The organism is Oryzicola mucosus, assembly GCF_014534685.1.
Classification (GTDB): domain Bacteria; phylum Pseudomonadota; class Alphaproteobacteria; order Rhizobiales; family Rhizobiaceae; genus Oryzicola; species Oryzicola mucosus.
In genome coordinates this window covers 1-24,227 of record NZ_JACVVX010000017.1, presented here as the reverse complement: position 1 = coordinate 24,227, position 24,227 = coordinate 1, and the positions used below count along the sequence as shown (strand labels likewise).

At 60.2% G+C, this 24,227-nt stretch carries 24 protein-coding genes and 1 pseudogene; 8 read left to right on the top strand and 17 right to left on the bottom strand.

The window, feature by feature from the left end:
• The first annotated feature begins 424 nt into the window (after window positions 1–424).
• Together ICI42_RS23875 and ICI42_RS23185 are read left to right on the top strand one after the other, a co-directional pair.
• The gene (locus tag ICI42_RS23875) at window positions 425–622 is read left to right on the top strand and encodes a transcriptional regulator domain-containing protein (protein WP_230980531.1); all 198 of its coding nucleotides are present in this window, start codon (window positions 425–427) and stop codon (window positions 620–622) included.
• Window positions 623–659: 37 nt separating this feature from the next.
• Entirely contained in the window at window positions 660–1,199 is a 540-nt protein-coding gene (locus ICI42_RS23185; protein WP_188166981.1) for a DUF2285 domain-containing protein, read from the top strand.
• A 198-nt stretch (window positions 1,200–1,397) separates the two neighbouring features.
• On the opposite strand, the gene ICI42_RS23180 is transcribed toward ICI42_RS23185, so the two are convergent.
• The 17 genes from ICI42_RS23180 to ICI42_RS23100 all read right to left on the bottom strand — a co-directional run bounded on the left by ICI42_RS23180 (window position 1,398) and on the right by ICI42_RS23100 (window position 17,804).
• Window positions 1,398–1,631, bottom strand: coding sequence for a DUF2274 domain-containing protein (locus ICI42_RS23180; RefSeq protein WP_188166980.1), 234 nt, complete (start codon window positions 1,629–1,631; stop codon window positions 1,398–1,400).
• Window position 1,632: 1 nt separating this feature from the next.
• On the bottom strand, window positions 1,633–2,841 hold the full coding sequence (locus ICI42_RS23175; RefSeq protein ID WP_188166979.1) for a TrbI/VirB10 family protein: 1,209 nt from the start codon (window positions 2,839–2,841) through the stop codon (window positions 1,633–1,635).
• Window positions 2,838–3,755: a P-type conjugative transfer protein TrbG gene (gene trbG / locus ICI42_RS23170; RefSeq protein WP_269140818.1), complete on the bottom strand. Its 918-nt coding sequence runs from the start codon at window positions 3,753–3,755 to the stop codon at window positions 2,838–2,840. The genes ICI42_RS23175 and trbG overlap by 4 nt, the downstream gene beginning before the upstream one ends.
• A 65-nt stretch (window positions 3,756–3,820) precedes the next feature.
• Window positions 3,821–4,504 (bottom strand): conjugal transfer protein TrbF, encoded by a 684-nt coding sequence (gene trbF, locus ICI42_RS23165; RefSeq protein WP_188166977.1) that lies wholly within the window; start codon window positions 4,502–4,504, stop codon window positions 3,821–3,823.
• Window positions 4,504–5,862, bottom strand: a complete 1,359-nt coding sequence (gene trbL / locus ICI42_RS23160) for a P-type conjugative transfer protein TrbL (RefSeq protein ID WP_188166976.1) — start codon at window positions 5,860–5,862, stop codon at window positions 4,504–4,506. The genes trbF and trbL overlap by 1 nt, the downstream gene beginning before the upstream one ends.
• A gap of 2 nt (window positions 5,863–5,864) precedes the next feature.
• On the bottom strand, window positions 5,865–6,155 hold the full coding sequence (gene trbK-alt, locus ICI42_RS23155; protein ID WP_188166975.1) for a putative entry exclusion protein TrbK-alt: 291 nt from the start codon (window positions 6,153–6,155) through the stop codon (window positions 5,865–5,867).
• Window positions 6,156–6,175: 20 nt separating this feature from the next.
• Entirely contained in the window at window positions 6,176–6,940 is a 765-nt protein-coding gene (gene trbJ / locus ICI42_RS23150) for a P-type conjugative transfer protein TrbJ (RefSeq protein ID WP_188166974.1), read from the bottom strand.
• Window positions 6,937–9,369 (bottom strand): conjugal transfer protein TrbE, encoded by a 2,433-nt coding sequence (trbE, locus tag ICI42_RS23145; RefSeq protein ID WP_188166973.1) that lies wholly within the window; start codon window positions 9,367–9,369, stop codon window positions 6,937–6,939. Before trbE ends, trbJ begins: the two co-directional genes overlap by 4 nt.
• Window positions 9,370–9,383: 14 nt before the next feature.
• Window positions 9,384–9,665, bottom strand: a complete 282-nt coding sequence (locus ICI42_RS23140) for a VirB3 family type IV secretion system protein (protein ID WP_188166972.1) — start codon at window positions 9,663–9,665, stop codon at window positions 9,384–9,386.
• Window positions 9,665–9,997: a TrbC/VirB2 family protein gene (locus ICI42_RS23135; protein WP_188166971.1), complete on the bottom strand. Its 333-nt coding sequence runs from the start codon at window positions 9,995–9,997 to the stop codon at window positions 9,665–9,667. Before ICI42_RS23135 ends, ICI42_RS23140 begins: the two co-directional genes overlap by 1 nt.
• Window positions 9,994–10,977, bottom strand: a complete 984-nt coding sequence (trbB, locus tag ICI42_RS23130) for a P-type conjugative transfer ATPase TrbB (protein ID WP_188166970.1) — start codon at window positions 10,975–10,977, stop codon at window positions 9,994–9,996. The genes ICI42_RS23135 and trbB overlap by 4 nt, the downstream gene beginning before the upstream one ends.
• A 532-nt stretch (window positions 10,978–11,509) precedes the next feature.
• Entirely contained in the window at window positions 11,510–12,439 is a 930-nt protein-coding gene (locus tag ICI42_RS23125; RefSeq protein ID WP_188166969.1) for a beta/alpha barrel domain-containing protein, read from the bottom strand.
• A 3-nt stretch (window positions 12,440–12,442) separates the two neighbouring features.
• Entirely contained in the window at window positions 12,443–13,441 is a 999-nt protein-coding gene (locus ICI42_RS23120; RefSeq protein ID WP_188166968.1) for an NAD(P)-dependent oxidoreductase, read from the bottom strand.
• 51 nt (window positions 13,442–13,492) lie between these two features.
• Window positions 13,493–15,016 (bottom strand): ABC transporter substrate-binding protein, encoded by a 1,524-nt coding sequence (locus tag ICI42_RS23115; RefSeq protein WP_188166967.1) that lies wholly within the window; start codon window positions 15,014–15,016, stop codon window positions 13,493–13,495.
• Window positions 15,017–15,114: 98 nt separating this feature from the next.
• Window positions 15,115–16,050, bottom strand: a complete 936-nt coding sequence (locus tag ICI42_RS23110; protein ID WP_188166966.1) for an ABC transporter permease — start codon at window positions 16,048–16,050, stop codon at window positions 15,115–15,117.
• Window positions 16,051–16,060: 10 nt separating this feature from the next.
• The gene (locus ICI42_RS23105; protein ID WP_188166965.1) at window positions 16,061–16,978 is read right to left on the bottom strand and encodes an ABC transporter permease; all 918 of its coding nucleotides are present in this window, start codon (window positions 16,976–16,978) and stop codon (window positions 16,061–16,063) included.
• A gap of 100 nt (window positions 16,979–17,078) precedes the next feature.
• Complete coding sequence (locus tag ICI42_RS23100) at window positions 17,079–17,804, bottom strand: Crp/Fnr family transcriptional regulator (RefSeq protein ID WP_188166964.1); 726 nt, start codon at window positions 17,802–17,804, stop codon at window positions 17,079–17,081.
• A 145-nt stretch (window positions 17,805–17,949) separates the two neighbouring features.
• On the opposite strand from ICI42_RS23100, the gene ICI42_RS23095 reads away from it, so the two are divergent.
• The 6 genes and pseudogenes from ICI42_RS23095 to ICI42_RS24305 all read left to right on the top strand — a co-directional run.
• A complete protein-coding gene (locus ICI42_RS23095) occupies window positions 17,950–19,083 on the top strand; it encodes a mandelate racemase/muconate lactonizing enzyme family protein (RefSeq protein ID WP_188166963.1) in 1,134 nt (377 codons plus the stop codon).
• Between the two features lie 20 nt (window positions 19,084–19,103).
• Window positions 19,104–20,168: an Ldh family oxidoreductase gene (locus tag ICI42_RS23090; protein ID WP_188166962.1), complete on the top strand. Its 1,065-nt coding sequence runs from the start codon at window positions 19,104–19,106 to the stop codon at window positions 20,166–20,168.
• On the top strand, window positions 20,165–21,397 hold the full coding sequence (locus ICI42_RS23085) for a Gfo/Idh/MocA family protein (RefSeq protein WP_188166961.1): 1,233 nt from the start codon (window positions 20,165–20,167) through the stop codon (window positions 21,395–21,397). The genes ICI42_RS23090 and ICI42_RS23085 overlap by 4 nt, the downstream gene beginning before the upstream one ends.
• A 1-nt stretch (window position 21,398) precedes the next feature.
• Window positions 21,399–22,424 (top strand): ABC transporter ATP-binding protein, encoded by a 1,026-nt coding sequence (locus tag ICI42_RS23080; RefSeq protein ID WP_210317491.1) that lies wholly within the window; start codon window positions 21,399–21,401, stop codon window positions 22,422–22,424.
• Window positions 22,421–23,413: an ABC transporter ATP-binding protein gene (locus ICI42_RS23075; RefSeq protein WP_188166960.1), complete on the top strand. Its 993-nt coding sequence runs from the start codon at window positions 22,421–22,423 to the stop codon at window positions 23,411–23,413. The genes ICI42_RS23080 and ICI42_RS23075 overlap by 4 nt, the downstream gene beginning before the upstream one ends.
• A 252-nt stretch (window positions 23,414–23,665) precedes the next feature.
• Window positions 23,666–23,821: pseudogene (locus tag ICI42_RS24305) on the top strand (TetR/AcrR family transcriptional regulator); the annotation flags it as partial.
• Between the last annotated feature and the right edge of the window lie 406 nt (window positions 23,822–24,227).

Genomic DNA, 24,227 nt, shown 5'->3' with positions numbered 1-24,227 from the left:
TTCCATGGAAGCCCCCAATGCCCCTTTGGAACCCACGCTACTCCGCTGCCGCAACACAACAATGCCACCGCAACCAAATAAAAAGCTTATCCACAACTTCAACAAACGCCAAAAACCCAAAACATTGCTGTAGAGACGAGGAAGCTAAAGAAAGAGCAGCAGCAAGGTGGGGTCGGCAAAGACGCGCAGGCGTCAAAGCATGGCTCGTTAGGGAAATCGTCGTACGCTTCGGTTGCTCTCCAAACAGCGGGAATGCGCCGATGACCTCGTCTTTCCCGCCTCCCGATGATTCATCCGTCAGCAGATCGCCCACAAATTTGTATCCCGCAGCGCATTTATGGATGTCAACTAGGGAATCCCCCAGTTGCGCGCCTGTCTGCGATGGTTCTCAAATGGCGTCAGTTTCATCAACTGTGGAGTAGAGATGACGCCGGATTCAACACAGTGGCGTAATGCATCGAAGTACGCATTTATCGACCAAGTGGCAGCCGAGGCGGTTGCTTGGGAGTTTTTAAGACGAAATACCAAGTATCAAAGGGATTTTGCAGAACATGGAAACGAGTCAGATCCTGCGATAATTTCTCAACTTCGAGAACGCTGGGGGTTGCGATTTCATGGCTGACCCTCGTCTTCCTGCTACACAACAGGCACTGTTTTGGATGCCTGACATCGATCCCGGCGTCGTGACGCTGGTGCGGACACCGCCTTTATTGGCTGATGACGCGGATATCCTTTTAGATCTTTCTCACGCTGACCGGGTTCACGACGGTGGGTGCAGTCATCTCCGATACCCGGATGTGGGCGGAATACAGCTCGACGTTTTCAGCGATACGGCGCTGGGAGAACCGCTTGCTGCGGTCATACCCCTGGATTCAATGGCCAAGGAGAGGTTGAGCGCCGTGAGCCGTTTGTTGATCAGGAACTCCAAACGCCAAGCGCCGGATGATCGCTTGACTTCGAACCAGCGCCGTCGGCTCTCGCATCTCCTTCGAGCATGCGATGGGCGCGTCGATGGGGCGTCTCATTTTCAGCTGGCGCAGGCACTTTACGGCCGTCGGATGGTCGAACGTCGGACATGGCAGGACTCGCCGTTTCGATACGCGACAATTCGACTGATCAGGGACGGAGCCAAACTTCTCAATGGCGGTTATCGAAAACTGCTTTCGAGACGGCGGGCAAAACTGGCGATATCTGAATGATAGACGCGCTGGTCTTTTGAATTGAGCATCGCCGCCTGAGGGGTCTACCAGCTCTGTTTTTTCGAAGCAGGGTCCGTAGAATGTCAGTTTGCCAGACTGCGCCACTACGTCGACGCCATTGGCGGGGCACTACGTCGACGCCCCTGGCGGCATGGTCTGACAGGCTGGAGAATTCGATCAATGTCGAATCGACCTCACTCACGGGTTCGGGGTGGGCAAGCCCCGACGCAGCTTAGCAAAACCCCGGTCCGTTGCCATGAACCGCTGCAGCATCGGTACGACGAGCCGTTTCGGGTCGGAGACGGGCTGGCCGGTGTCCTTCGCCAGTATCTCCGCATAGGCGACCAGATCGCGATGCAGATTGCCGGGCAGGTCGATAATGATCTTCACGGGCTTGTCTTCGGCGATCGGGCCAAGCTTGAGTCTGGTCATGTCAGTCCCGATAGGGTTCGAGGACGAGATCGCGGGTAACGATCACGCGGACGGGAAATCCCGGGCGAATGGTGAGGGTGGGTTGCACGTCCAGCTGACGTTCGACGATCTTCTGGCCGGCGTCGTTGATGGTGTCTTGTGCGCCATCGCGGATCGCACGCATGAGGCGATCCTCGTCATTGACGGCAAGCTCGGTACCGATAGCGAGCAAGGTTGAAAGTCCAGCAGCCCTAGCCAGATCCCACCAGTGATAATCGACACCATCCTCGAGCCCGGCATAGCCTTGACCGTCGGCACCCGGCTGACGCTCGAGTACGATGGATCGGCCGTTGGGCAGGATGAGCCGGTTCCAGACCAGCAGCACACGCCGTTGCCCGAAGCCGACGTCGTTGCTGTACTCACCGACGATGCGCGCACCCTGCGGAATGAGCAGGATTTGCCCGGTCGGGCTGTCATAGATGTTTTCTGTGACCTGGGCGGTGATCTGACCGGGGAGGTCAGATCGGATGCCGGTGATCAATGCTGCTGATATTACCGCACCTGCCTGGAGCAGGTAGGGCGATGCCGGTGCCGCGACACGATCCGGCGCAACGGTCCTTCGATCCACAGCGGCGTTGATAAAGGCGAGCTGGCGATCTAGTCCTGTCGCCGTGCCTGACTGGCCTGACAGGCCGAGATCGGCAAGGTTCGGAGACGAGCCGCTGGCGCTTGCGCCACCGGGCGAAGTGCCCGGCGTGGATTGGAAGAAGACCTGGCTCAGGCGGGCTGCCTCTTCCTCGGCCATACGGCGTTGTTCATCCGGATCGACATCGGGTGCAGCCATTGCCGGCGGCGAGACCGGCCGGCCCCGGTTCTGAGCGTCGAGGATCGGGCGGCCGAGGTCGCCGGGCAATGCGGGTCCGAGCACCGGACCGGTATAGTCGCGCGGCAAACCCGCGATGCCATCCGCCGTGGTGCGGTTGTCGACGGAATACAGCTCTTCATTTCCAGCATCGGGGTCGCGGGTCTGAAGGGCATAGATCAGTGCTGCGCCAATGCCTAAGCCAGCAATAAGGCCTGCGCCGGCAAGCACCTTGCGCGAGATGCGGGTGACGCGGGGTGTCTCAGCGCGCAGCCGCATCGGTGCCGCCGCGTCCCCGAGGAGCCTCTGACGATTGTCACTGTCGTCCCAATGAGGCTGATTGCTGGAGGAGGAATCAATCGTGGTCATGTCGCTGGCCTTCCGTCGATGCGGACGATCCTGACCGTTTGCTGACGCTTGTCGCTGCCCAGACGCAGTTCCGCCGCGCCGAAGAGGCGATCGACGATCAGCATGTTCCGGTAAACGCGGCTGTTGGCGATCTGCGGTTCTCCGTCCGGACCGATGACGAAGAGTGGCGGCAATTCGCCCTGGACGATACCGCGTGGGAACTCGACATAGACCCGGCGGCCGTCGTCAAAGACAGTGACCGGCTTCCACGGCGGATTGTCGCCCTCCAGTCCGTAGCGGTAGTTTCGAGCGTGGAGTGTGGGAATGATCGGTGACGCGGGAGCGGATTGTCTATTGGCGGCGGGCGATTGTGGATAGGACCAGGTGACGGCCGGCATATAGGGTTTCTCGCCGGCGCGCAGCTCCAGCATATAGGTGCGGCGGTCAGTCGTTATGATCAGATTGGTCGAAATATCGGCGCGCGTCGGCTTCACCAGCACATGGCTGCGGCGTGTGACGCCGGAGCCGCTTTCCGTATCGCCGATGACCCATCGGGCGGTGTCACCGGCGGCGATTGGGCCAGCACCCGTCAGGCTCTCGCCGGGCTCAAGGGAGATATTGGTGATCTGTCCGACTGCGGCATAGACCTGATAAAGCGCGCCTTCGCTCCAAGGGTATATCTGGATGGCGTTGTAGTAGCCCTCGCGACGCGGCTCGACGCGGGCGGCAAGATTGGCGTTTTCGACGCGCGCGGTTGGCGAAGTGGCGTCGGATCCGCCTCGTGCCGGTGTCCAGCCAGGGGGCACGTGGAGCGGCCGTGGTTTCTGATCTGTAGTCGCCGCAGGTGGAGCGGGCAGGGGCGGGACATTTGCGTCATAGCTGATCTGAGGCGGCTTTTTGGCGGTGGCGCAGCCGGCAATCATCATCGCTGACATCAGCGCCAGCAAGGAAACCGATCTGCAGCCTGCGGTGCCGTGGGCTCGGGGGGGAGATTGTTTGATCATTGCCCCAGCTCCTTCGACCAGTTTATGGCGTTGACGTAGATGCCAAGCGGATTGGCCTTCAGCTTTTCGGCATCGCGCGGCGGCTGTACGACGATGGTGAGGATCGCGGTCCAGCGTTCGGTCGATGTGAGCGAACCGTCCTGATAGGTGCGCTGGACCCAGGCGACGCGGAAGCTGTCCGGAGAGGCACGGATGACGCTCGACACATCGATCGCGATCTGGGTGCGGCCAACCTTGGAAAAGGGGTCGTTGGAGCGCGCGTATTCGTTGAGGGCCATGGCGCCGCGATCGGTGGTGAACTCATAGGCGCGAAGCCAGTTCTGACGAACGATGATGGGATCAGACGGGATCGACCGGGTCTGCTCGATGAAACGGGCGAGATGGAAGGCAATCTGGGGATCGGTCGGTCGGTAGTCGGCGACAGCGGGAGCGACCGCCTGCGACTGTCCGAGTTTATCAACCTGCACGACCCACGGCACGACTGTGCCTCGTACGGATTGCCAGACCAGGGCTGCGGCCAAGCCTGCCGACAGGATCAGCGAGCCGAAGGCCATGATCCGCCAGTTCTTGGCCTGGACGCGGGCAGAGCCGATACGCTCATCCCAGACCTGGCTCGCTCTTTGATATGGGGTCTCGGGTTGCGGCGTCTTGCCGTAATGGGTTGCGGGGCGTTTGAACATCAGCGCTCGCTTTCAGAAAGGTTGATGGAAGAGCCGCCGCCATGATTGTCGCCGGAGCGTACGGCGTGAGCCGCGGCCGAGACACCGTGGGACAGGCTTTGGGCGCGTTTCATCCGTCTTGCCCAGTCGGGCGGGGTGGTGGGTGAGGACGGCAGCGAGTTATCGGTTGCCTCGTCGCCACCGCCGATAGTCGCGGCGGTGGAGGTGCCGCCTGTGGCCTCGAATGCTGATCTGGCGCCGTCTGTGAAGCTGGAGCCAAGGCTTGTCGACACCTTCGCAGCGGCGCGCTTCAGGGGCGAGGTGGCAGCATTGCCTGCGGCGGCCGCCACGCCACCCATGCCGGATGCAAAACCAGACACCCCAGACTGACCGGCGGAAGCGAGGGTGTAGGCGGTGGACGTACCGCCCGCGACGGCTGCACCTCCATGAAGAGCAGTCGATCCGCCCGACAGCGTTGCAGCCCCTCCCTTCATGGTGAGACCGGTGGCAGCACCCGCAGCCACAGCTGTGCCGCCGGCGGCCAGGCCGGTTCCAACTGTGGCGCCTGCGCCGAGCTGCGGGCCGCCGCTGACCAATCCGCTGGCGATGCCGGGCCCGAAAATTCCAAGCCCAAGAAGGGAAAGTGCTGCCAGCACGATCGCCATGGCGTCATCGATGGTTGGGGTAGCCCCGCCGAAGCCGACTGTGAACTGGTCGAACAGCGTCGAACCGATGCCGATGATCACCGCCAGGACCAGGACCTTGATGCCGGAAGAAATGACGTTGCCCAAAACCCGTTCGGCCATGAAGGCGGATTTGCCGAACAGGCCGAATGGGATCAGCACAAAGCCGGCGAGCGTCGTCAGCTTGAACTCGATCAGAGTGACGAAGAGCTGGATCGCAAGGATGAAGAAGGCGAGCAGCACCAGGACCCATGCAAACATCAGGCAGGCGATCTGGATGAAATTCTCGAAGAAGGACCAGTAGCCCATCAGTCCGGAGATCGATTCCAGCAGCGGACGTCCGGCGTCGAGGCCGGTCTGCGCGACCTTGCCGGGGCGCAACAGATCGGCGGTCGTGAAGCCGGTGCCGGAGCCCTTCAGGCCGAGTCCTGCGAAACTGTCGAAGACGATCTTTGCGAGACTGTTCCAGTTGCCGATCAGATAGGCGAAGACACCGATAAAGAGGGTCTTCTTGACCAGTCGTGCGATGATGTCGTCGTCCGCGCCCCAACTCCAGAACAGGGCTGCAAGCGTCACATCGATGACGATCAGGGTCGTTGCGATGAAGGCGACCTCACCGCTGAGCAGGCCGAAACCTGAATCGATATAGCTGGTGAAGACCTGCAGGAACTGGTCGATGACGCCGGTGCCGCCCATGATCACTGTCCTTGACTGTCATGCTTCGCATCCGGCAACGGCTTGCCGAGAAAGCGATCCCGGCTCTCGGCCCAGACAGCCAGACATTCGGGATCACGGATTGCGGCCTCGCCGAGTTGCTGGCATTGGCGCTGACGCCAGCGGAGCGGATCGGTTGCGATCGGTCGAAGCTGTTTGCTGGCGGTCGCGGCGGCAGGAGGTTCCCCTTCGCGGCTCATCTCGATCGCGGTCGCGGTGATCGCGAAAGCAACGAATAGAACCGCGCCCAGCCGGACCAGCGTTTGACCGTCCATGCCGCTTCTCTTTCCGGATATCAGTTGGTGTTGTTGAACATCCGGGCTTGTCCCGGCTGATAGCCGGAGCCGGGTGTCAGGAAGCGGCGGCGCTGCTCACGCCCCTGCTCGGCGGCCGCAGCCTGCTCCGCCGCCGACAGGGCGTCTGCCCGTCCATTGGCTGCGAGAAGGGCGGTCAGATCGGTGAGCTGCTGTGCCTGGAGGGCAAGAAGCTGATTACCGGCCTGTGTTGCCTGAAGCGCGCCTGTCGCACCCTGGCTCTGACCGACAAGGGCCGACATCTCTGCGCGTTGCCCGTCGATATTGCCGACGACGCCGGCCTGTACCCGCATGGCGTCCTGGAGACCGCCTACCGTATTCTGCCAACGATCACGCGCAGTAGCGACGAGTTGTTGGTCGGACGCGGAAAGTGACGCGCTGCCATACTGGGTCTGGAAGGCCTGATCGATCTCTTGGACATCGAAGGCGATGTTTTGCGCCTGGGAGAGAAGCTGTTGGGTTCGCTTGACGTTTTGTTGAAGCTGCTGGATCGAGGAGTAGGGCAGGCTTGCCAGATTGCGCGCCTGATTGACCAGCATCTGGGCTTCATTCTGAAGCTGGGTAATCTGCTGATTGACCTGCTGCAGCGTACGCGCCGCCGTCAGCACGTTCTGGCTGTAGTTGGTCGGGTCAAAAACGATGCGCCAGGCATAGGCGGGTGTTGTTATGATCGGCGACAGTGCAATCGGCGTTGTGGCAAGCATTGTGACTGCTACAAAAGCCGCATTGGAACGACGAAGCGTCATGACGATGTCTCCTGGTTGGTAAGATCGGGTATGAGATCGATGGCCCAGGCCACGTCGCGGTGGCGCAGCCAGGCCGAAAGGAAGGTCTCGCGGCCATGCTCGGCAAGGACGCGATGAATGTCGGTCTGATCCGTCTTGGAAGACGCGGCACAGAGTGCGAGAGCCACATCGGACAGCCCCAGTTCGAACAAGCGGTTGCCGCGACGGGACTGGCAGTAATAATCCCGCTTGGGCGTGGCGCGTGCGAGAATGTCGATCTGCCGGTCGTTGAGCCCGAAGCGGCGATAGATCTCGGCAATCTGAGGTTCGACAGCGCGTTCGTTGGGCAGCAGCAGACGTGTCTGGCAGCTTTCGATAATCGCCGGTGCAATGGCTGAACCTTGGATGTCGCTCAGCGACTGGGTGGCGAAGATGACGGATGCATTTTTCTTCCTGAGCGTCTTCAGCCATTCGCGAAGCTGTCCCGCAAAGCCCTCGTCATCCAGGGCGAGCCAGCCCTCGTCGATGATCAGCAGGGTAGGCGACCCGTCGAGACGGTCCTCGATGCGGTGGAACAGGTAGGACAGGACTGCGGCAGCCGCGCCCGTGCCGATCAGGCCCTCGGTCTCGAATGCCTGGACGGACGCGGCTCCGAGATGTTCGACTTCGGCGTCGAGAAGGCGTCCATAGGCGCCGCCGGCGCAATAGGGCCGCAACGCCTGTTTGAGATCGTTGGATTGCAACAGGACGGCGAGACCGGTGATCGTGCGCTCATGCACCGGCGCGGATGCCAAAGAGTACAGTGCGGTCCAGATATATTCCTTGACGTCCGGCGTAATACTCACGCCTTCGCGGGTCAGGATCGAGACAATCCAGTCGGCAGCCCAAGCCCGTTCGGGAACATCGTGGATGCGGGCCAATGGTTGAAGCGAAACGCTGTCATCCTCGCTCAAGCCACCGCCAAGATCGTGCCAATCTCCACCCATGGCCAGGGCTGCCGCTCGGATCGATCCGCCGAAATCGAAGGCGAAGATTTGCGCGCCGGGATAGCGCCGGAATTGCAGCGCCATCAGCGCCAGCAACACCGACTTGCCCGCACCTGTCGGCCCGACCACCAGAGTGTGACCGACATCGCCGACATGAAGCGAGAACCGGAACGGGGTAGAGCCTTCGGTCTTCCCGAACAGCAGAGGGGGTGCTGCGAAATGCTCATCTCGCGCATCGCCCGCCCACACTGCGGAGAGTGGGATCATATGCGCGAGGTTCAAGGTGTTGATGGGCGGCTGACGCACATTGGCATAGACATGCCCTGGCAATGATCCCAGCCAGGCGTCCACGGCATTGACGCTTTCTGAAATGGCTGTGAAGTCGCGGCCCTGGATGACTTTTTCGACCAGGCGGAGCTTTTCCGCGGCGATACGCGGATCCTCGTCCCAGACCGTGACGGTTGCCGTCACATAAGCCTGGCCTGCGTAGTCCGCACCGAGTTCCTGGAGTGCCAGATCGGCGTCTGCAGCCTTGTTGGCAGCGTCGGTGTCGACCAGGGCCGAGGCCTCATTGGTCATGATCTCCTTGAGGATGGAGGCGATGCTCTTGCGCTTGGCAAACCACTGCCGCCTGATCTTGACCAGCAGCTTTGTGGCGTCCGTCTTGTCGAGCATCACGGCGCGCGTCGACCAGCGATAGGGGAAGGCGAGGCGGTTCAGCTCGTCGAGCAGGCCGGGCGTTGTCAATGTCGGAAACCCGACAATGGTCAGGATACGCAGATGGGCGTTTCCCAGGCGCGGCTCCAGCCCGCCGGTCAGGGGCTGATCGGCAAGCAGGGCGTCGAGATAGATCGGCGTTTCGGGAACGCGGACGCGATGACGGTTCGTCGAAACGCAGCTGTGCAGATAGGTGAGCGTTTCTGTGTCGTTCAGCCAGGCGCATTCCGGCATGAAGCCTTCAAAGAGCTGGATGATACGGTCGGTGCGGTCGATGAAGCCGCGCAGGACTTGCTTGACATCGACACCCGATTGTTCGCGGCCCTCATAGAGCCAGCTTTCGGCGCGTGCGGCGTCTTCCACCGGCGGCAGATAGAGAAAGGTGAGGAAATAGCTGGATTCGAAATGCGTGCCGGTCTCCTCGAAGCCGGCCTTCCGTTCGGCATCGACCAGTGCTGAGGCGGGATCGGGAAAGCGGCTTGACGGGTAGGGGGCAGCTGGATGACGCTGGGCTTCGACAAAAATTGCCCAGCCGGAGCCAAGGCGACGAAAGGCATTGTTCAGCCGCCCGGCTACGGCAACCAGCTCAGCGGGAACCGCACTTTCCAGATCGGGCCCACGAAACCGTGCGGTTCTCTGGAAGCTCCCATCCTTGTTGAGCACCACGCCGTCGCCTGCAAGCGCTGCCCAGGGCAGGAAGTCGGCAAGGCGTGTAGTGGTGCGGCGATATTCCGAGAGGTTCATCATTGTCGTTGTTTCCCTCACACGCCGAGGTGGCCGGGGATGCGCAGATGGTGGCGCACCACATCGACGAACATCGGATCGCGCTTAGCGGCCCAGACCGCCGCGAAATGACCGAGCAAGCCGATCGCGATGCCGACCAGCCAGAGGCGCAGGCCGAGCCCGAGAGCGGCCGCCAGCGTACCGTTGACGATGGCGATCGAACGCGGAGCGCCGCCAAGCAGAATATGCTCGGTGAGCGCGCGGTGAACCGGGACAGAGAAGCCCGGTACATCGCTGGTCTGGAGAGCCAAGCCGCTCATCAGACGAGTGCCCCGCCACCGAAGGAGAAGAAGCTCAGGAAGAAGGAGCTGGCGGCAAAGGCGATGGAGAGACCGAAGACGATCTGGATGAGTTTTCGGGCGCCGCCGGAACTATCACCGAAGGCCAGCGTCAGGCCGGTGACGATGATGATGATCACGGCGATGATTTTGGCGACCGGCCCCTCTATCGACTTCAGGATGCTCTGAAGCGGCGCCTCCCATGGCATGGATGAACCGGCGGCATAGGCAGCAGGCGCCAGGACAAGATTGGTGTAAGACACGGCGGCAGCCGTCGTGATGAGGCGGCGGATGCGGGGGATAGTGCGGGTCATGTTGGTTCTCCTGTGAGGGGTGGGATTGTGGGCAGGACGCGATAATCGCCGTCTGGGCCGAGGCCCTCGACGGCGGCGAGTTCTGAAAGGCGACGGTTTGAACCACGGCCCGAAAGCACGGCGACCAAATCGATTGTCTCGGCGATCAGCGCTCGCGGAACACGGACGACCGCCTCTTGAATGAGCTGCTCGAGCCGGCGCAAAGCGCCTATCCCGGTGCTGGCGTGGATCGTTCCTATACCGCCGGGATGGCCGGTGCCCCAGGCTTTGAGAAGATCGAGCGCTTCCGGGCCTCGGACTTCGCCGATAGGGATGCGGTCGGGACGCAGTCTCAGCGAAGATCGAACCAGATCGGAAAGTGACGCCACCCCATCCTTGGTGCGTAGTGCGACGAGATTTGGCGCGGCACACTGCAGCTCGCGCGTATCTTCGATCAGGACGACGCGGTCGGAGGTTTTGGCGACCTCGGCAAGCAACGCGTTGGTCAGCGTGGTCTTGCCGGTCGAGGTCCCACCGGCAACGAGGATGTTCTTGCGCAAGGTAACAGCAGCACGTAACGCCTCGGCCTGTGCGGCATTCATAATGCCTGTGGCGACGTAGTCGGCTAGGGTGAAGACGGCGACAGCCGGTTTGCGGATGGCAAAAGTGGGCGCTGCCACCACGGGAGGCAGCAGCCCCTCGAACCGCTCTCCTGTGCCAGGCAACTCAGCCGAGACCCGAGGGGCGTTGGCATGGACCTCAGCCCCGACGTGATGCGCGACGAGGCGGACAATCCGTTCGCCATCGGCTGGCGATAGCCGTTCGCCTGTGTCAGCAAGTCCTTCGGATAACCGGTCGATCCAGAGCCGGCCGTCGGGATTGAGCATTACCTCGACGATCGACGGGTCTTCCAGAAATCCCGCGATGGCGGGGCCAAGGGCGGTGCGCAGCATGCGCGCGCCCCGCGTGATCGCCTCGGATTTCTGGTGAGATGCCGCCATGTCGTCCCCTTGCCTTCAGGGACCGTTCGGCCAGCCCTGGATCGGGGATGAGTAAGAAACGCACGAACCCGGTCCGCGCAACAGCGATGAGATCGTAGTAGGGCGGTGGCGTGGAACGACAGGAAGACGGCGGAGACGTGGGACCGCCAAACATCCATCTCCCGAGAGCTTTCGAAACCTTGTTCGTCAGGTAAAGGCTAGAGCTCGACAAGCATGTCCTTGACCGACCGCATCAATCCCGTGCTCACCATGCAAAATAGGTCAAGCTTGGATCGATGTGCTACAGCTCCGACGCTGTGTGTGGCACGCTTTGATCTCAACGGTTCTCGGCATGTCCTCACGCCACCTTGAGTCACGCCAGCCTCAAACTGGGAATCCCCGTCGGTCATTTCGGCGGGCCACTGGTAGTGGTTGGACTAAGAACAGGGTTTTTCCGACCGGCTTGTTACCGGTCGCCTTTGTGCATAGGCAGGAAGTGTCTTCCAACATTGCGGAATGATTCTCGTATGGCTCAGCTTTGCGTCGGCCATGTTCATAAAATCGCGCGGGCAACTTTCTCTAAGCGCAATAATTCCTTTAGAACGGGCATCACCTCAGGCATGTTTCGTTCCTTGACAAGTGATACCAAGGGCATGATCGGCCCCATATCGGCAATGCCGGAAGCTGTGACTGCGCTATGCAGCACTTGAATGCCTCCCAACTGCATCCGAACACGCTCAAATTCCAGGAAAGTCGCTAACTCCGGTTCGTCATTCGCCAGGCCACCAGCCCTTAAGCGGCCAAGCAGCGCCATTGCTGCCGCAGGTGCGATGCAAACCGCGCCGGAGGTGTAGGTTGCCAAACCTCTTCTCCCGATATGATTCATAGTTGGCGTCTCGCCCATTCCACTTGCTACGAGATCGGCGCCGATCGCAGCCACGATAGAGTCGAGATACTCGTCCTCGCCGGGATCGGCACGTTCCACTGCGTACTTTACAAATCTCACGGCCCCCTCTGCGACCAGCTTCTCCAGAACCGCCGGGCGGATGTAGAGTTCGCGTTTGAGATACAAGATCACACCGAAGCCCAGCCGCGCCGCGATGCGTCTGATGCCGTCGCCGACGCCGTGGGAATCCGAAGGGAAGGCGACTGGCAGCAGCATCACGTTACGCAGATGCGAACGCTCAACCAACGGTGCTTGGTCTAGCATCTTGCCAAGATCCGGTCCTATCGAAGTGATGATTCGGGCGCGATTGGACGCTGCTTCCATCACGGACAGCGCGTCTGCATAGTCATCAAGACCAAAATGATAGAGGTTAGCGTTGCCGCCGTAGAGCAGGATACTCACCCCGCCAGCCACGATGTGGCTTACCAGAGCCGCGTTCGGCTCAGGTGAAACTTTGAATGATTGCGTCAGGGCGATAGGCGGCACCGCCACCACCGAAGCCTTGAAATCCTCGGGCGTAAGCGTGGCATCGGTCATTGTTTAGTCCTTGATCTGAAGATGGCGTGCCCGAAGGCTTTCGCTCTTGAGTGTTCTGGAGTTCACGAGCCGCTCCGGGGATGCTCCGGAGAGAAACAGTTCGATGTTAGAGAGCGTGCCTTCGACCTGACGTTCAGAGATTTCGATTCCCGCACCCCCGACATGCGGAGTGGTCACGACATTTGGCATATGCCGCAGTTTGTGGTCGGGAGGCAGTGGCTCGTCCTCAAAAACGTCGAGGCCAGCACCGCGAATTCTTCGCGTCTCCAAAGCTTCGATGAGCGCGGCCTGATCGACCACCTGGCCGCGCGACGTGTTGATGACCACCGTTGTGGGCTTCATCATCCCAAGCGCACGATGCCCGATGATCCCCTCGGTTTCGGACACGAGAGGCACATGCAGGGTGATGACGTCGGCCGTGGAAAAAATCGTATCGAGATCAGCCCATTTGGCGCCTTCTGGCAGCCCGACTTCATGGTCGCGCTGGTGGCAGAGCACTTTCGCATTCAGACCCAGCATAGCCTGCACCACCCGCGAGCCGATGGCGCCGATGCCAATCACCCCAACCGTCCGCCCGTTCAGCATGAAAGGCGGATCGCCCGGAAGGTCGCGCAGCCATTTGCCCTCGCGCATGCTGGCGATGAAATCTAGCGAACGCCGCAAGGTGAGCAAGGTCAGCAAGACAGTATGCTCGACGACGCTCGGCGCATTAAATCCGCTGTTGACTGCAACGAGAATGCCCAAGCGCGAAAGCAGATCCATGTCGAACCAGTCGGCACCCGATCCGGAGCGGTGGATGAATTTTAGGGTTTGCGCGCCGGTAACCATATCTGACGTGAACGGAAATGGCAGCACCCGCCGAAAGCCGACGACGTCGGCCTCGCGCATGATGTCGGCGAGTGCGATCGGGTCCTTGATGTTGCTGGGAAAATAGCGCACGTCATGGCCCGCGAACCGACCTGCGGCGCCGTCGCGGTAGGCATCGTCGAGAACAATGATCATCTGGATTTCCTAGGGAGAAGGAGCGGGGCCTTAGCCCCACCCAAAGACTATCTACTGAGAGAGCTTCATCGTATTGAAATAGACAAAACCGTCGTCGCGGGGCGCCCATTCGGTCCGTTCGGACAAGCCATGAATGTAGTCGATACCGAAGACCGGCACGACCCAGTATTTGTCGTAGGCCTCTGCCCAGAGCTTACGATAGGCGGCAGCCCGCTCGTCTCCACTCAACACACCTGCCTTGTCCATATCTGCTTGGAAAGCAGCGTCGTCAGAATGCGAAAACTGTCCGGTTCCGTAGTAGAAATTCATCACACGGCTGGTATCGAACTGGATGTTGCTGGCCGAAATGATAATCATGTCGGTCCGTTCCTGGCCTTCTTTGTTGGCGAAGAGAAGGTCGCGCCAAGGAGCGGCTTCCATCGGCACGAGCGTGATTTTAAGCCCTGCCTCCTGCAACATCCCCTGCATCGCCTCCGCCAGTTCGCTAACATTGGGGATGAGATCGGTGCGCACCACCAGTTTAAGTTCTTTACCCGAGGCACCGGCGGCGTCGGCCAAGCTCTTTGCGTTATCGACATTGAACGGGTAAGGCGCGAGATCTGAGTTATGACCCAGTGCCGAGGGGCGGACGATCTGGCCGTTCAGCGGCGTAGACACGCCAGGATACAGCGCCTCGCGGATGCTATCAGTATCAATTGCTTCCGCGATCGCCTTGCGGACCTTCACGTCCGACAGAACGGGGTTCTGGACGTTGAGACGGACGAAGACGGCTTCGGTCGTATGCTCGGTCACGGATTTTGGCAGGGGTTGGGCTTGCTCCTGCGAAATATTGACGGCGATATCGGCTTCGCCAGCCTGCACCATCGCAGCGCGAACCGCAGCCTCCGCACGCGCGACGATACGCACGGTGTCGATGGTCGGCTTCTCTTCGCCCCAATATGTCGGGTTGGCCTTTAGTGTGATGTGGTCGCCCTTTGTCCACTCATCGAAGGTGTAGGGCCCCGTGCCGACGGCGCTCGTCGCCGTCACTTCGTCAGATGTCGTGTTGAGCCAGTTGGGCGCGATGACATAGAGCTTCAGCAGGCGGCTCGGGATGGTCGGATCCACGGTTTTCGTCTTGATGTCGACGGTCATGTCGTCGACCTTCGTCGCACTTTCGATCGTGCTGTAGTCACCGCGGCAACGGCTCGCCACGTCCGGGTTGAAGTAGTATTTGATTGTTTCGACCACGGCACTGGCATTGAGGGGCTCGCCGTTCGAAAAACTGACCCCCGGCCGGAGCTTGAAACGCCAAGTCAAATCGCCCGTCTGCTCGAAGCTCTCAGCCAACCAACCGACGACGGTTCCGTCGGGCTGCCGTCTTGTCAGCCGCTCATAGATGTTGTCGGTGATGAAATTCGTCTCGTAACGGCAGGCATCGCGCGGGAGCATGGTCGCCGGCTCCGCGCCGATAGCGACTGTCAGAGTCTTGTCCGTTTGAGCGAACGCTGGCCCAGCGATTGCCATCATGAGACCAGCAAATGTTCTCGCAATGGCAACGCTCAGCAATTTTCCGTATCGTGTCCCTTGTGTCATTGACGTCTCCTCCTCCCGCGCCTTTGTCGGCGCTGCTTGTCTATGACGCAGCTTGCTCCCGTTTCGACAACCGGTGCTGTCAACCAGATGACAATCGCTCAATGCCTGGTGATCCGCGCCGCCATTCTTTTCCGGTAGACAGGGTCGTTGACGCTTCGTGCCCATCCCGCAAGGAGGTTTGTCGAAAGCGTTGTCAAAGCGATTGCAAGACCGGGGAATGTCACGAGCCACCATGCCGAAGCAATGTAGGATCGCCCCTGCGCCAGCATCAGGCCCCATGACGCATCAGGCGGTTGGATGCCCATGCCGAGGAAGCTCAATCCTGCCTCGGAAAGCATCACGCGCCCGAATTCCAGCGAGACCAGGATCAGCAGGGTCGATGTTAGATTGGGTAAGATGTGGAACAGGACGATGCGCAGATGCGTCGCACCAAGCGATCGGGCCGCTTCCACGAAAAGTGTCTGGCTGAGCGATAACGTCGTTGCCCGCGTCACGCGGGCGATGGCCATCCAGCGTGTCAGGGCAAGCACGAGGATGAGATTGGTGACGCTGGGTCCTGCGGCATAAATGATGATGAGCGCCAGCAGCATCTGCGGAAAGCCCATCTGGATATCGACCAAACGCATGATGAAATCGTCGACTCGGCCTCCGCGGTAGCCTGCGATCAGCCCAAGCGTAACGCCGATGATGCTGGACAATATGATGGTTATCACGCCGACGCCGAGCGAGATGCGGGCACCAAAGATAAGGCGAGCCAGAAGGTCGCGGCCCAATTGATCCGTGCCGAGCAGGTGTAAGCCGAGTTTGCTCTCGAACATCGGGGGTTTGTTGCGCCCAAGCAGATTTTGCTTCAGCGGATCGATCAACAGGCCCGATTGGACGAGTTGGTCGGCGAATATGGCTGCCAGCGCGACGCTCACCAGAAAAATCAGCGCGATCAGTGCGATGCGGTCGTGTCGCAGCAGCGCCCAGCTTGAAAGCCGGCGGCGCGGGGAGACCGTTTCAGTGTCGAGGGATGGGACTGCGATGCTCATCAATACACCTTCACGAATAGCGGATGCGAGGATCGAGCCACGCATAGATGAGGTCGACGATCAGATTGACGACGATTACCAACAAGGCTACGAAGATCACACTTGCCTGGATGACTGCGAAATCACGCCGCTCAATGGCATCGATGGTCAGCTTGCCTATGCCAGGCCAGCCGAAGATCACCTCGATCACCACGGAGCCGTTCAGAAGGCCTATGATCTCGTCGCCCACGATGGTGACAATCGGCAGAAGCGCGTTGCGAAGACCGTGGCGGATCAGGATGACGCTTTCGAACAACCCTTTGCTGCGGGCGGTGACGAGGTATTGCGCATTCAGTACGTCCAGCATGCTTGTTTTCACGACTTGGGCGAGACGGCCGATGCTTTGCGCCGAAATAGCGAGCATAGGAAGGATCAGATACTGCGCGCTGCCATAGCCCGATGTCTTGAACCAACCCAGTTGCACTGAAAAAACAGTGATCAGCAGCAGCGCCAGCCAAAAGGTCGGCACGGACAGCCCGAATATCGAGATCACCGTAGCGATGCGGTCGAAGATCGATCCTGGTCTCAGCGCCGCTCCTATGCCGACGGGCAATGCTATGGCGAGCGAAAAAATCAAGGTGGAGAATGCCAACAGCGCTGTCGCAGGAAAACGCGACAGGACCAACCCCATGGCGGGTACGTTCTGCCACAACGAGATGCCGAAGTCGCCGCGCGCCAGATCAAGGAGATAGCGGCCGAACTGCATGATCAACGGATCGTTGATGCCCAGCATCTGGCGCATTTCGAGGTATTGCTGCTCGGTTGCATCGATCGGCAGCATCAGTCGAGCCACGTCACCGATCTGGCGTGTGACGAAGAAAACGACGATGGTCAGTCCTGCCAGAACGAACAGCGACTGGATCAGCCGTCGCAAGACATAGTGCGCCAATGTTTCCTCCCGGTGACCGGACTGCCGCCGGTTCATGCACGAGCGGCCACCATACACTGGATGTCGTTCGGCTCTGTCACATGGCCGACAAGGCGTGCACTTAGTCGCCGAGGGCGCGCTCGATCTGCTCATCGAGTCGAGCTCGCTTCATCAGCCTGATCGACCGAAGCCCCAATTCGACGATACCCGCATCGCGCATTTCGCCGAGAATGGTAGTGACCGTCTGCCGGCTGAGGTCGCAGACGCGACTGATTTCTTCATGTGTGATCCGCAATTGCGGCTGTGCCGCTGCGCTCAGATCGGTAGTGCTGTTGGCCAGTTGCAGGAGCACATATCCCACTCGGTTGTAGGCAGACGTGCCGCGCAACTCAGCACGCATTTCGCTGGAACGCGTCACGCGGAACATCATGCTGCCGAGCATTGCGAGCATGATGTCGGGGCGCTCTGCAAGCATGTCGAGGAACGGATCGGTGCCGAGTTCCCAGATTTCCGCATCCTGCAGAACGCTCGCCTGCCGGGTGCGCGGTTCAGCCAGAACCGCTTCGGAATATCCAAAAGGCTCGCGCGGTCCCCGGATTGACAGGGTCACCTCCCTGCCCGAAGCGTTGAGGCCGGATGTTTCGATAACGCCGCTTTTGACGGCGTAAACCGCCTTTGCCGGCATGCCCTGATGAAAGATGACATCCTTGCGGTCAAATTTGCGCAGCGTGCCATGCTCTGCAATCGCGTCGGTAATGTCTGCCCGCCAATCGCGAACCGACTTGCTCCTGAAGCGTGCAATCAGAGGTGCAGTCATGCGGGCAAGCTTTTTGACATTCGATCTCATCAGTTGTCGCCCAGGCGACGGAACGCACATCGTATACTCGTCCATTATCGGTGCGGGTCGACAACCGTCAAGCCGAACACGGCGCGAGCGACCCCGCGGCTTTTGCCCCTGGCATCTTCCGCGTGGAACATCAAGGAGGCATCGGTTGAAGGTCGCGCGCATCGAGACATTTCGCTTCTGGGCGAAGTGGAAGAACTGGCTTTTTGTCAAAGTGGAAACCGAAGATGGTTTGTACGGCTGGGGCGAAGCTTCGCTTGCAGGTGCCATTGACGGGGTCGAGCGTGCCATCCACGAACTAAGCGAAGTTCTGATCGGGCAGGAAGCGGGAGGCGTCGAACGTCACTGGCAGGCCATGTATCACGCATGGCGCTGGCGTGGTGGGGCGATCCAGTCCACGGCGCAGTCGGCACTCGATATCGCGCTCTGGGATCTTGAGGGGAAGCGCCTTGGGGTCCCTGTTTATCGACTTCTGGGGGGCCCCTTCAACAATCGTATCAGGGCCTATGCCAGCCACTGGCTTCCCAATGTGCAGACGGCCGATGAGGCCCATGCGGGTGCACAGGAAGCGGCTCGCCGTGGCTTCACGGCGTTCAAATGGAACCCTTTCAAGAATCCGCGCTTCAGGACCCACGAGGCAGAAACGATCATCCACGAAACAGCGTTGATGGAAGCGGCGCGCGACGGCGCGGGTGCCGGCGTCGATATCTTCTGCGATCTTGGTGAACGCCTCTCCGCGCGAACGGCGCTTTCGGCAGCGCGCGCCTTTGCGCCCTTTCGGCCGGGCTTCTTCGAAGAGCCGCTGCCTTACGAAAACGCCAAGGCGATGATTGCACTCAAGCAGCAAATGCCAGTGCCAATCGCAACAGGCGAGCATCTTATGAACCGCTGGGAATTCCGCGAACTGATCGAGGGTACCGGAGCCGATATCCTGCAGCCCGATCTCTGCCACGGAGGCGGCATCACCGAAGTCAAACGTATCGCCACCTTTGCGGAAAGCCACTTTCTCACGCTAGCGCCTCACAACTCCGCTGGTCCTATCGGCACTTTGGCCTCGCTTCATCTCGCGGCGTCTGTTCCAAACTTCTATATTCTTGAGCAGATGGAATTCGAACGCGAAATGCGTGACGCCATCTGCACAAATCCGGTGGTGATCAAGGACGGCTACTTCGAACTGCCGACAGAGCCCGGTCTGGGAACGGACCTCGATTTCGCCGCCATATCCGATCGGCTCGGCCAGCCTTTACCGATCCGTCATACAACAGCATCGCGCTGGTACTAGCCAGCGTCAGGGAGAAGAACGTGCCTCTAGTTTCCGCCGACCGAATGCATCAACTGGTGCACGAGACCCTTTCAGCCGCCGGCTTGTCCAAAGCAGAAGCTTCAGCTTGCGCCGATGCCTCCGTCTTTGCCGATCTGCGCGGCGCTTCGACACACGGCATCGTGTATATCGTGCGCCGCACACTCGAGAGCATTCGCGATGGCAAGACAGTATCCGGTTCGAAGATAGAAACGGTGAAGGAAGGCGGTGCGACCGCGCTTGTGAAGACAGCTGGCGTCGTCGGACCGGTGATGGGCAAAGAGGCAATGGCCATCGCCATTCGCAAGGCGCGAATCGAAGGTACCGGCATTGTGAATACGTTCAATGGCAACCCCATCGGGCTTTTGGGCTATTACGCAAATCTGGCGGCTGAGGTGGGAATGGTCGGTATCGTCATGGCGAACACTTCGCCTTCCGCTGCACCCTATGGCGGCACCAGTATGGTGCTTGGCACCAACCCGTTCGCCTATGCCGCGCCGTCGTCGAAAAGCCGCCCGATCCTTTTTGACATCGCCACCACTGTCGCCTCCTATGGCAAGCTCCAGCAGGCTAAACGGCGTGGCGACCGGCTCCCCGACGACTGGTTGATCGACAAGGAAGGCAAGCCGATCAACGACCCGACAAGGGCTGACGAAGGCGCCATGCTGCCATGCGGCGGGCACAAAGGTTCGGGTCTGGGCATTCTGATCCACCTCCTAACCGGTGCCCTGTCTGGAACGACCGTTGGCGGCGAGGATACGCACAATCACCCGGAAGCGGCGCGGCGCGGGCAGGGTGCGCTTTTCATGGCGCTTGATCCGGATTGGTTCGCCTCCGGCGGCGTCTTTGCCGGACTCGTCGAAAAACAGATCGGTTTCATTCACGACGCAACCCCGCTACCCGGACGAAATCGCCCAATCTATCCCGGCGAGCGCGGCTGGTCGGAATTCGACCTGCGCACCGAACAGGGGATTCCCATACCCGATGAGGACTGGGTGGTCATCCTTAAGGCGATCCGTGCGTCGAATCTCTCGGAATCCCATCTGCTGCGTGGCATCGGGTCATGACAGCGCCACTGCGCTGCGCGCTCATCGGTGTCGGTACACGGGCGAAGAAGCTCTATCTACCGATCCTGCCGGCGCTCGCACCCTGGATCGAGGTTGTCGCGGTGTGCACGCCAAATATAGCCAACGCCGCCGACGCCGGCGCTCAGCTTGGCGTTCCATCGTTCACCCGTTTGTCGGAGCTGCTCGATGCCGGCCTCATCGAAGCTGCCCTCGTGTTGTCCAGCATCGAATCGCATCATGCCGTCTCGGTAACGCTGTCGCGTCACGGTATTCATCATCTGGTGGAGACGACGATGGCGAGCACCTATGCGCAGGCCAGTGACATGGTGGAGACTGCGGATGGGCAGGGTATCACACTTCTCGTTGCCGAAAATTACTTTCGGTTTCCGTTCGACCGGCTCGCCAAGGCAGTTTCGGCCTCGGGGGCAATCGGCGAGGTTAAGCGCATTACCTGCTACCACGATCAAGTTGGTTTCCACGGACATGCGCGCTGGATAAAGTTCTATGACGCATATCCCGATCAGGTGCAGGCGCTGACGCACACGATGCCGACTGCCCGCCACGTCGAATCGGCCCACCGCGTGCACGACAGCGAAACCTTCCGCGCCTGCCATCTCTATTTTCCCGGTGATCGCATCGCCGTGGCTATGGGCGGTAACCTCAAGGGGATGCTGGGCAGGCCGCCGCGGCCGGGATTTACCGAAATCGACGGCACCCGCGGCGCTATTGTCCGTTTCGCCGGCGCCGATCTCGACGGAAGGGCGGAGCTGCGTATCGCCTCAGATGAGGCTCTTATGCGTGACGGCAAGTCGGATCACATTGCCGAATTCGTCGACAGGATCGAGCAGGCCACATGGGTGTCCTCAAGCGTGGCCATCCCCGGCGGCAAAGTGGAGCTGGAGAATAGCCTTCGGCCTGGTTCGATCAGTGGTAAGAAGCTACGCGAATGGGATGCGACCGTGGTGATGCAGATTGTGGTCGAGTTCGCAGAGCAGGTCCGAGGGTTACGGCGCGCCCAGTTTTCCACGCTCGATGCGCTGAAAGCCACTGAGATCGAGGCAGCGTGCTGCGAATCGGCGCGGCGTGGTGGCCAGCGGATCATGCTTGCTGGCGATGCGGCATCTTTTGAAACCGATTTGGCAACGGCGCGAAGCCTGAACGAGCGTTTCGGTGTTGACCATCTCGATGCCGACGCCATGATCGCAATGCATTTTCCTCCGGCGGCATGAGATGACAGACATAATCACGCCTCTGCTCGATGTGCGTGGCCTGACCACGAATTTCTACACCGAGGATGGCATCGTACGCGCGGTGCGCAACGTATCGTTCCATGTCATGCCCGGCGAGACGCTCGGCGTCGTCGGCGAATCCGGTTGTGGCAAAAGCATTACCGGTCTGTCGATCATGCGGCTTGTGCCCAACCCACCCGGCCGGATCGACAACGGCGAAATCCTGTTCGAAGGTCGGGATCTTCTCAAGCTTTCCGATCACCAGATGCGAGACGTTCGCGGCCTGAACATCTCGATGATCTTCCAGGACCCGATGACATCGCTGAATCCGGTTCTTACCGTTGAGCGACAGATTGGCGAAACGCTGCGCCGTCACAAAGGCTTAACGGGCAAACAGGCTCGGGCCAGGGCCATCGAGCTGTTGCGCATGGTGGGCATCCCTTATGCAGAGCAACGGGTCGACGAATATCCGCATCAATTCTCGGGAGGAATGCGACAACGTGTGATGATTGCGATCGCGCTGTCCTGCAACCCGCGTCTGGTCATAGCGGACGAACCGACGACGGCTCTTGATGTTACCATTCAGGCACAAATCCTTGAACTTATGAAGTCCATGCAGAGTGAGCACCGAAGCGGGTTGATCCTGATTACACACTCGATGGGTGTGGTTGCTGGAATGGCGGACAGGGTGCAGGTGATGTACGCGGGTACGATCGTCGAGACTGCAACAACTGAAGAACTGTTCGCTAACCCGCGGCATCCGTATACCGTGGGGCTGATGCAGTCTATTCCGCGTCTAGACGCGCGTGACAAGACGCGTCTTCAGCCTATCCGTGGCTTGCCGCCCGAGCTTATCAATCCCCCGGAAGCCTGTCCGTTCGCACCCCGCTGCGCCTACGTAAAAAAGGCTTGCCATGATGCTCGCCCGCCTCTTCTTGAAGTTTCGCGCGGACATATGAGTGCGTGCTGGTTCTGGGACGAGGTATCTCGGGAACGATCCGTCGTGCTGACTGGGGCGCCGGCATGACCAACACCAGGCCACTCCTCGAAGTTCGCGACCTCGTCAAGCACTTCGGCGTGATCAAAGGGGTGATGGGCCGGAATGTCGGCGCCGTCAAAGCCGTCGATGGCATCTCGCTGAGCGTCGAACGCGGTGAGACGGTCGGCCTTGTCGGAGAGTCCGGCTGCGGCAAGTCCACTGCAGGCCGAGCCATTCTGCAACTGCATCGGCCGACATCCGGCGAAGTGCTGTTCGAAGGACGGGATCTGACCAAGCTGAGCGACGGCGACATGCGGCGCGAGCGCCGCCACATGCAGATGATCTTCCAGGATCCTTATGCGTCGCTCAATCCCAAGATGACAGTGGGCCGCATTATCGGTGAGCCGCTGCTCATCCATAATCTCCTGCCGCCCGCCCAGCGGGCAGCCCGCGTCGTTGAGCTGCTGGAACTGGTCGGGCTGAAACCCGATGTCGTCAGCCGTTACGCCCATGAATTTTCAGGGGGGCAACGCCAGCGCATTGGCATTGCGCGTGCCTTAGCGGCCGATCCGGAACTCATCATCTGTGACGAACCGGTTTCGGCGCTCGACGTCTCGATCCAGGCACAGATCGTCAATCTTCTGGAAGACCTGCAGAGGCGCCTAGGGCTGACCTATCTGTTCATCGCACATGACCTTTCGGTTGTGCGGCACATATCAAATCGCGTGGCGGTGATGTATCTCGGGCGCATCGTCGAGATCGCCGAAAGCAACACGCTCTACGACGCACCGTTGCATCCCTACACCCAAGCGCTCTTGTCGGCCGTGCCGATACCGGACCCGGCAGTCGAGAAGCACCGCCGGCGCGTAATCCTTACCGGCGATGTGCCGAGTCCAGTAAATCCACCGTCGGGCTGTCATTTCCGTACACGCTGTCCATTCGCCATGGAGGTGTGCGGCCACGTCGATCCTCCATTCGTTGATCAGGGCAAAGGCCACAAAGTTGCATGCCATCTGCATCCGTCTTCGGCATTTTAAGGCGCAAAACGTGGACTAAAGCTTGTCTCAGTTGACCAAATTCGGATTTTCCGCTTGGCGTGATGTGACTCACTCTGCCATGGAAGGAGCGTTGCGAGCGGCATTGGTGCGTGCAGAAGTGGAGCGAGACCTGACCTGCTTAACTGAACCAATTGCGACTGTTACGAGGTATGCCCTTCGGGAAGGGTGCCTTGATCCGTACTTGGGGATGCTCGCTCGTGATTCCGTTCAACCTGCCGTTCGAGCCGTTGCCTCTGGGCCTCGCTCTCGATGTCGTGGCTGACCGAGCCCGATCTTCGGGCGCTCTGGGCAAAGTGGTTCCAGAATCGCCTCACAAGGCATCGCGACACAGACGGCAACGTGAAGTTGGCCATCGTCCGCCTCACTGCCGACGGGCTGTGGATATAGGACCTTGCGGGCATTTCGGTTGGCGAGGGAAGCGGCTGCACGCGGAACTTCTCCAAGCTACTCGATCGACTGCCGCTCCGACCGGTAAGTGCTTCCGTGAATGGCAGCTTGCTTCTGCTTTGTGTCGAACGCTAACCAACCGCTTTCCAACCTTTCGGCCGCTGTCGTCTGCACGGGGGCCGGCTGCCTACACACGGCGAATTTGGGGCCGCTTGCAGTCTGGCTGGATCGGGGCTGGAAGCGGCGTAAGCAGAGTCGCGCCCTACAAATTTGGGCTGGCGATGGTTGTGTGCGTCAAGTTCTGCAAATTGGGGCGGCCATTGTGCTGGTCATGCGGCTTTTCGGAGTTCGAGCTTCTTGTGTTCTCTGAGGTCGTCCATGTTGATGTAGCGGTTGGCCTCCATCC

What these genes read in the sequence shown, in the direction of transcription:
- ICI42_RS23875 (WP_230980531.1), top strand. Translation starts at nt 425, where the DNA reads ATGACGCCGGATTCAACACAGTGGCGTAATGCATCGAAGTACGCATTT.
- ICI42_RS23175 (WP_188166979.1), bottom strand. Translation starts at nt 2,841, where the DNA reads ATGACCACGATTGATTCCTCCTCCAGCAATCAGCCTCATTGGGACGAC.
- ICI42_RS23140 (WP_188166972.1), bottom strand. Translation starts at nt 9,665, where the DNA reads ATGAGCGGCTTGGCTCTCCAGACCAGCGATGTACCGGGCTTCTCTGTC.
- ICI42_RS23085 (WP_188166961.1), top strand. Translation starts at nt 20,165, where the DNA reads ATGACAGCGCCACTGCGCTGCGCGCTCATCGGTGTCGGTACACGGGCG.
- trbJ (WP_188166974.1), bottom strand. Translation starts at nt 6,940, where the DNA reads ATGACGCTTCGTCGTTCCAATGCGGCTTTTGTAGCAGTCACAATGCTT.
- ICI42_RS23080 (WP_210317491.1), top strand. Translation starts at nt 21,399, where the DNA reads ATGACAGACATAATCACGCCTCTGCTCGATGTGCGTGGCCTGACCACG.
- ICI42_RS23075 (WP_188166960.1), top strand. Translation starts at nt 22,421, where the DNA reads ATGACCAACACCAGGCCACTCCTCGAAGTTCGCGACCTCGTCAAGCAC.
- trbG (WP_269140818.1), bottom strand. Translation starts at nt 3,755, where the DNA reads ATGTCAGCGATGATGATTGCCGGCTGCGCCACCGCCAAAAAGCCGCCT.
- ICI42_RS23115 (WP_188166967.1), bottom strand. Translation starts at nt 15,016, where the DNA reads ATGACACAAGGGACACGATACGGAAAATTGCTGAGCGTTGCCATTGCG.
- ICI42_RS23120 (WP_188166968.1), bottom strand. Translation starts at nt 13,441, where the DNA reads ATGATCATTGTTCTCGACGATGCCTACCGCGACGGCGCCGCAGGTCGG.
- ICI42_RS23180 (WP_188166980.1), bottom strand. Translation starts at nt 1,631, where the DNA reads ATGACCAGACTCAAGCTTGGCCCGATCGCCGAAGACAAGCCCGTGAAG.
- ICI42_RS23110 (WP_188166966.1), bottom strand. Translation starts at nt 16,050, where the DNA reads ATGAGCATCGCAGTCCCATCCCTCGACACTGAAACGGTCTCCCCGCGC.
- trbL (WP_188166976.1), bottom strand. Translation starts at nt 5,862, where the DNA reads ATGGGCGGCACCGGCGTCATCGACCAGTTCCTGCAGGTCTTCACCAGC.
- trbB (WP_188166970.1), bottom strand. Translation starts at nt 10,977, where the DNA reads ATGGCGGCATCTCACCAGAAATCCGAGGCGATCACGCGGGGCGCGCGC.
- ICI42_RS23125 (WP_188166969.1), bottom strand. Translation starts at nt 12,439, where the DNA reads ATGACCGATGCCACGCTTACGCCCGAGGATTTCAAGGCTTCGGTGGTG.
- trbE (WP_188166973.1), bottom strand. Translation starts at nt 9,369, where the DNA reads ATGATGAACCTCTCGGAATATCGCCGCACCACTACACGCCTTGCCGAC.
- ICI42_RS23185 (WP_188166981.1), top strand. Translation starts at nt 660, where the DNA reads ATGCCTGACATCGATCCCGGCGTCGTGACGCTGGTGCGGACACCGCCT.
- ICI42_RS23135 (WP_188166971.1), bottom strand. Translation starts at nt 9,997, where the DNA reads ATGACCCGCACTATCCCCCGCATCCGCCGCCTCATCACGACGGCTGCC.
- trbF (WP_188166977.1), bottom strand. Translation starts at nt 4,504, where the DNA reads ATGTTCAAACGCCCCGCAACCCATTACGGCAAGACGCCGCAACCCGAG.
- ICI42_RS23100 (WP_188166964.1), bottom strand. Translation starts at nt 17,804, where the DNA reads ATGAGATCGAATGTCAAAAAGCTTGCCCGCATGACTGCACCTCTGATT.
- trbK-alt (WP_188166975.1), bottom strand. Translation starts at nt 6,155, where the DNA reads ATGGACGGTCAAACGCTGGTCCGGCTGGGCGCGGTTCTATTCGTTGCT.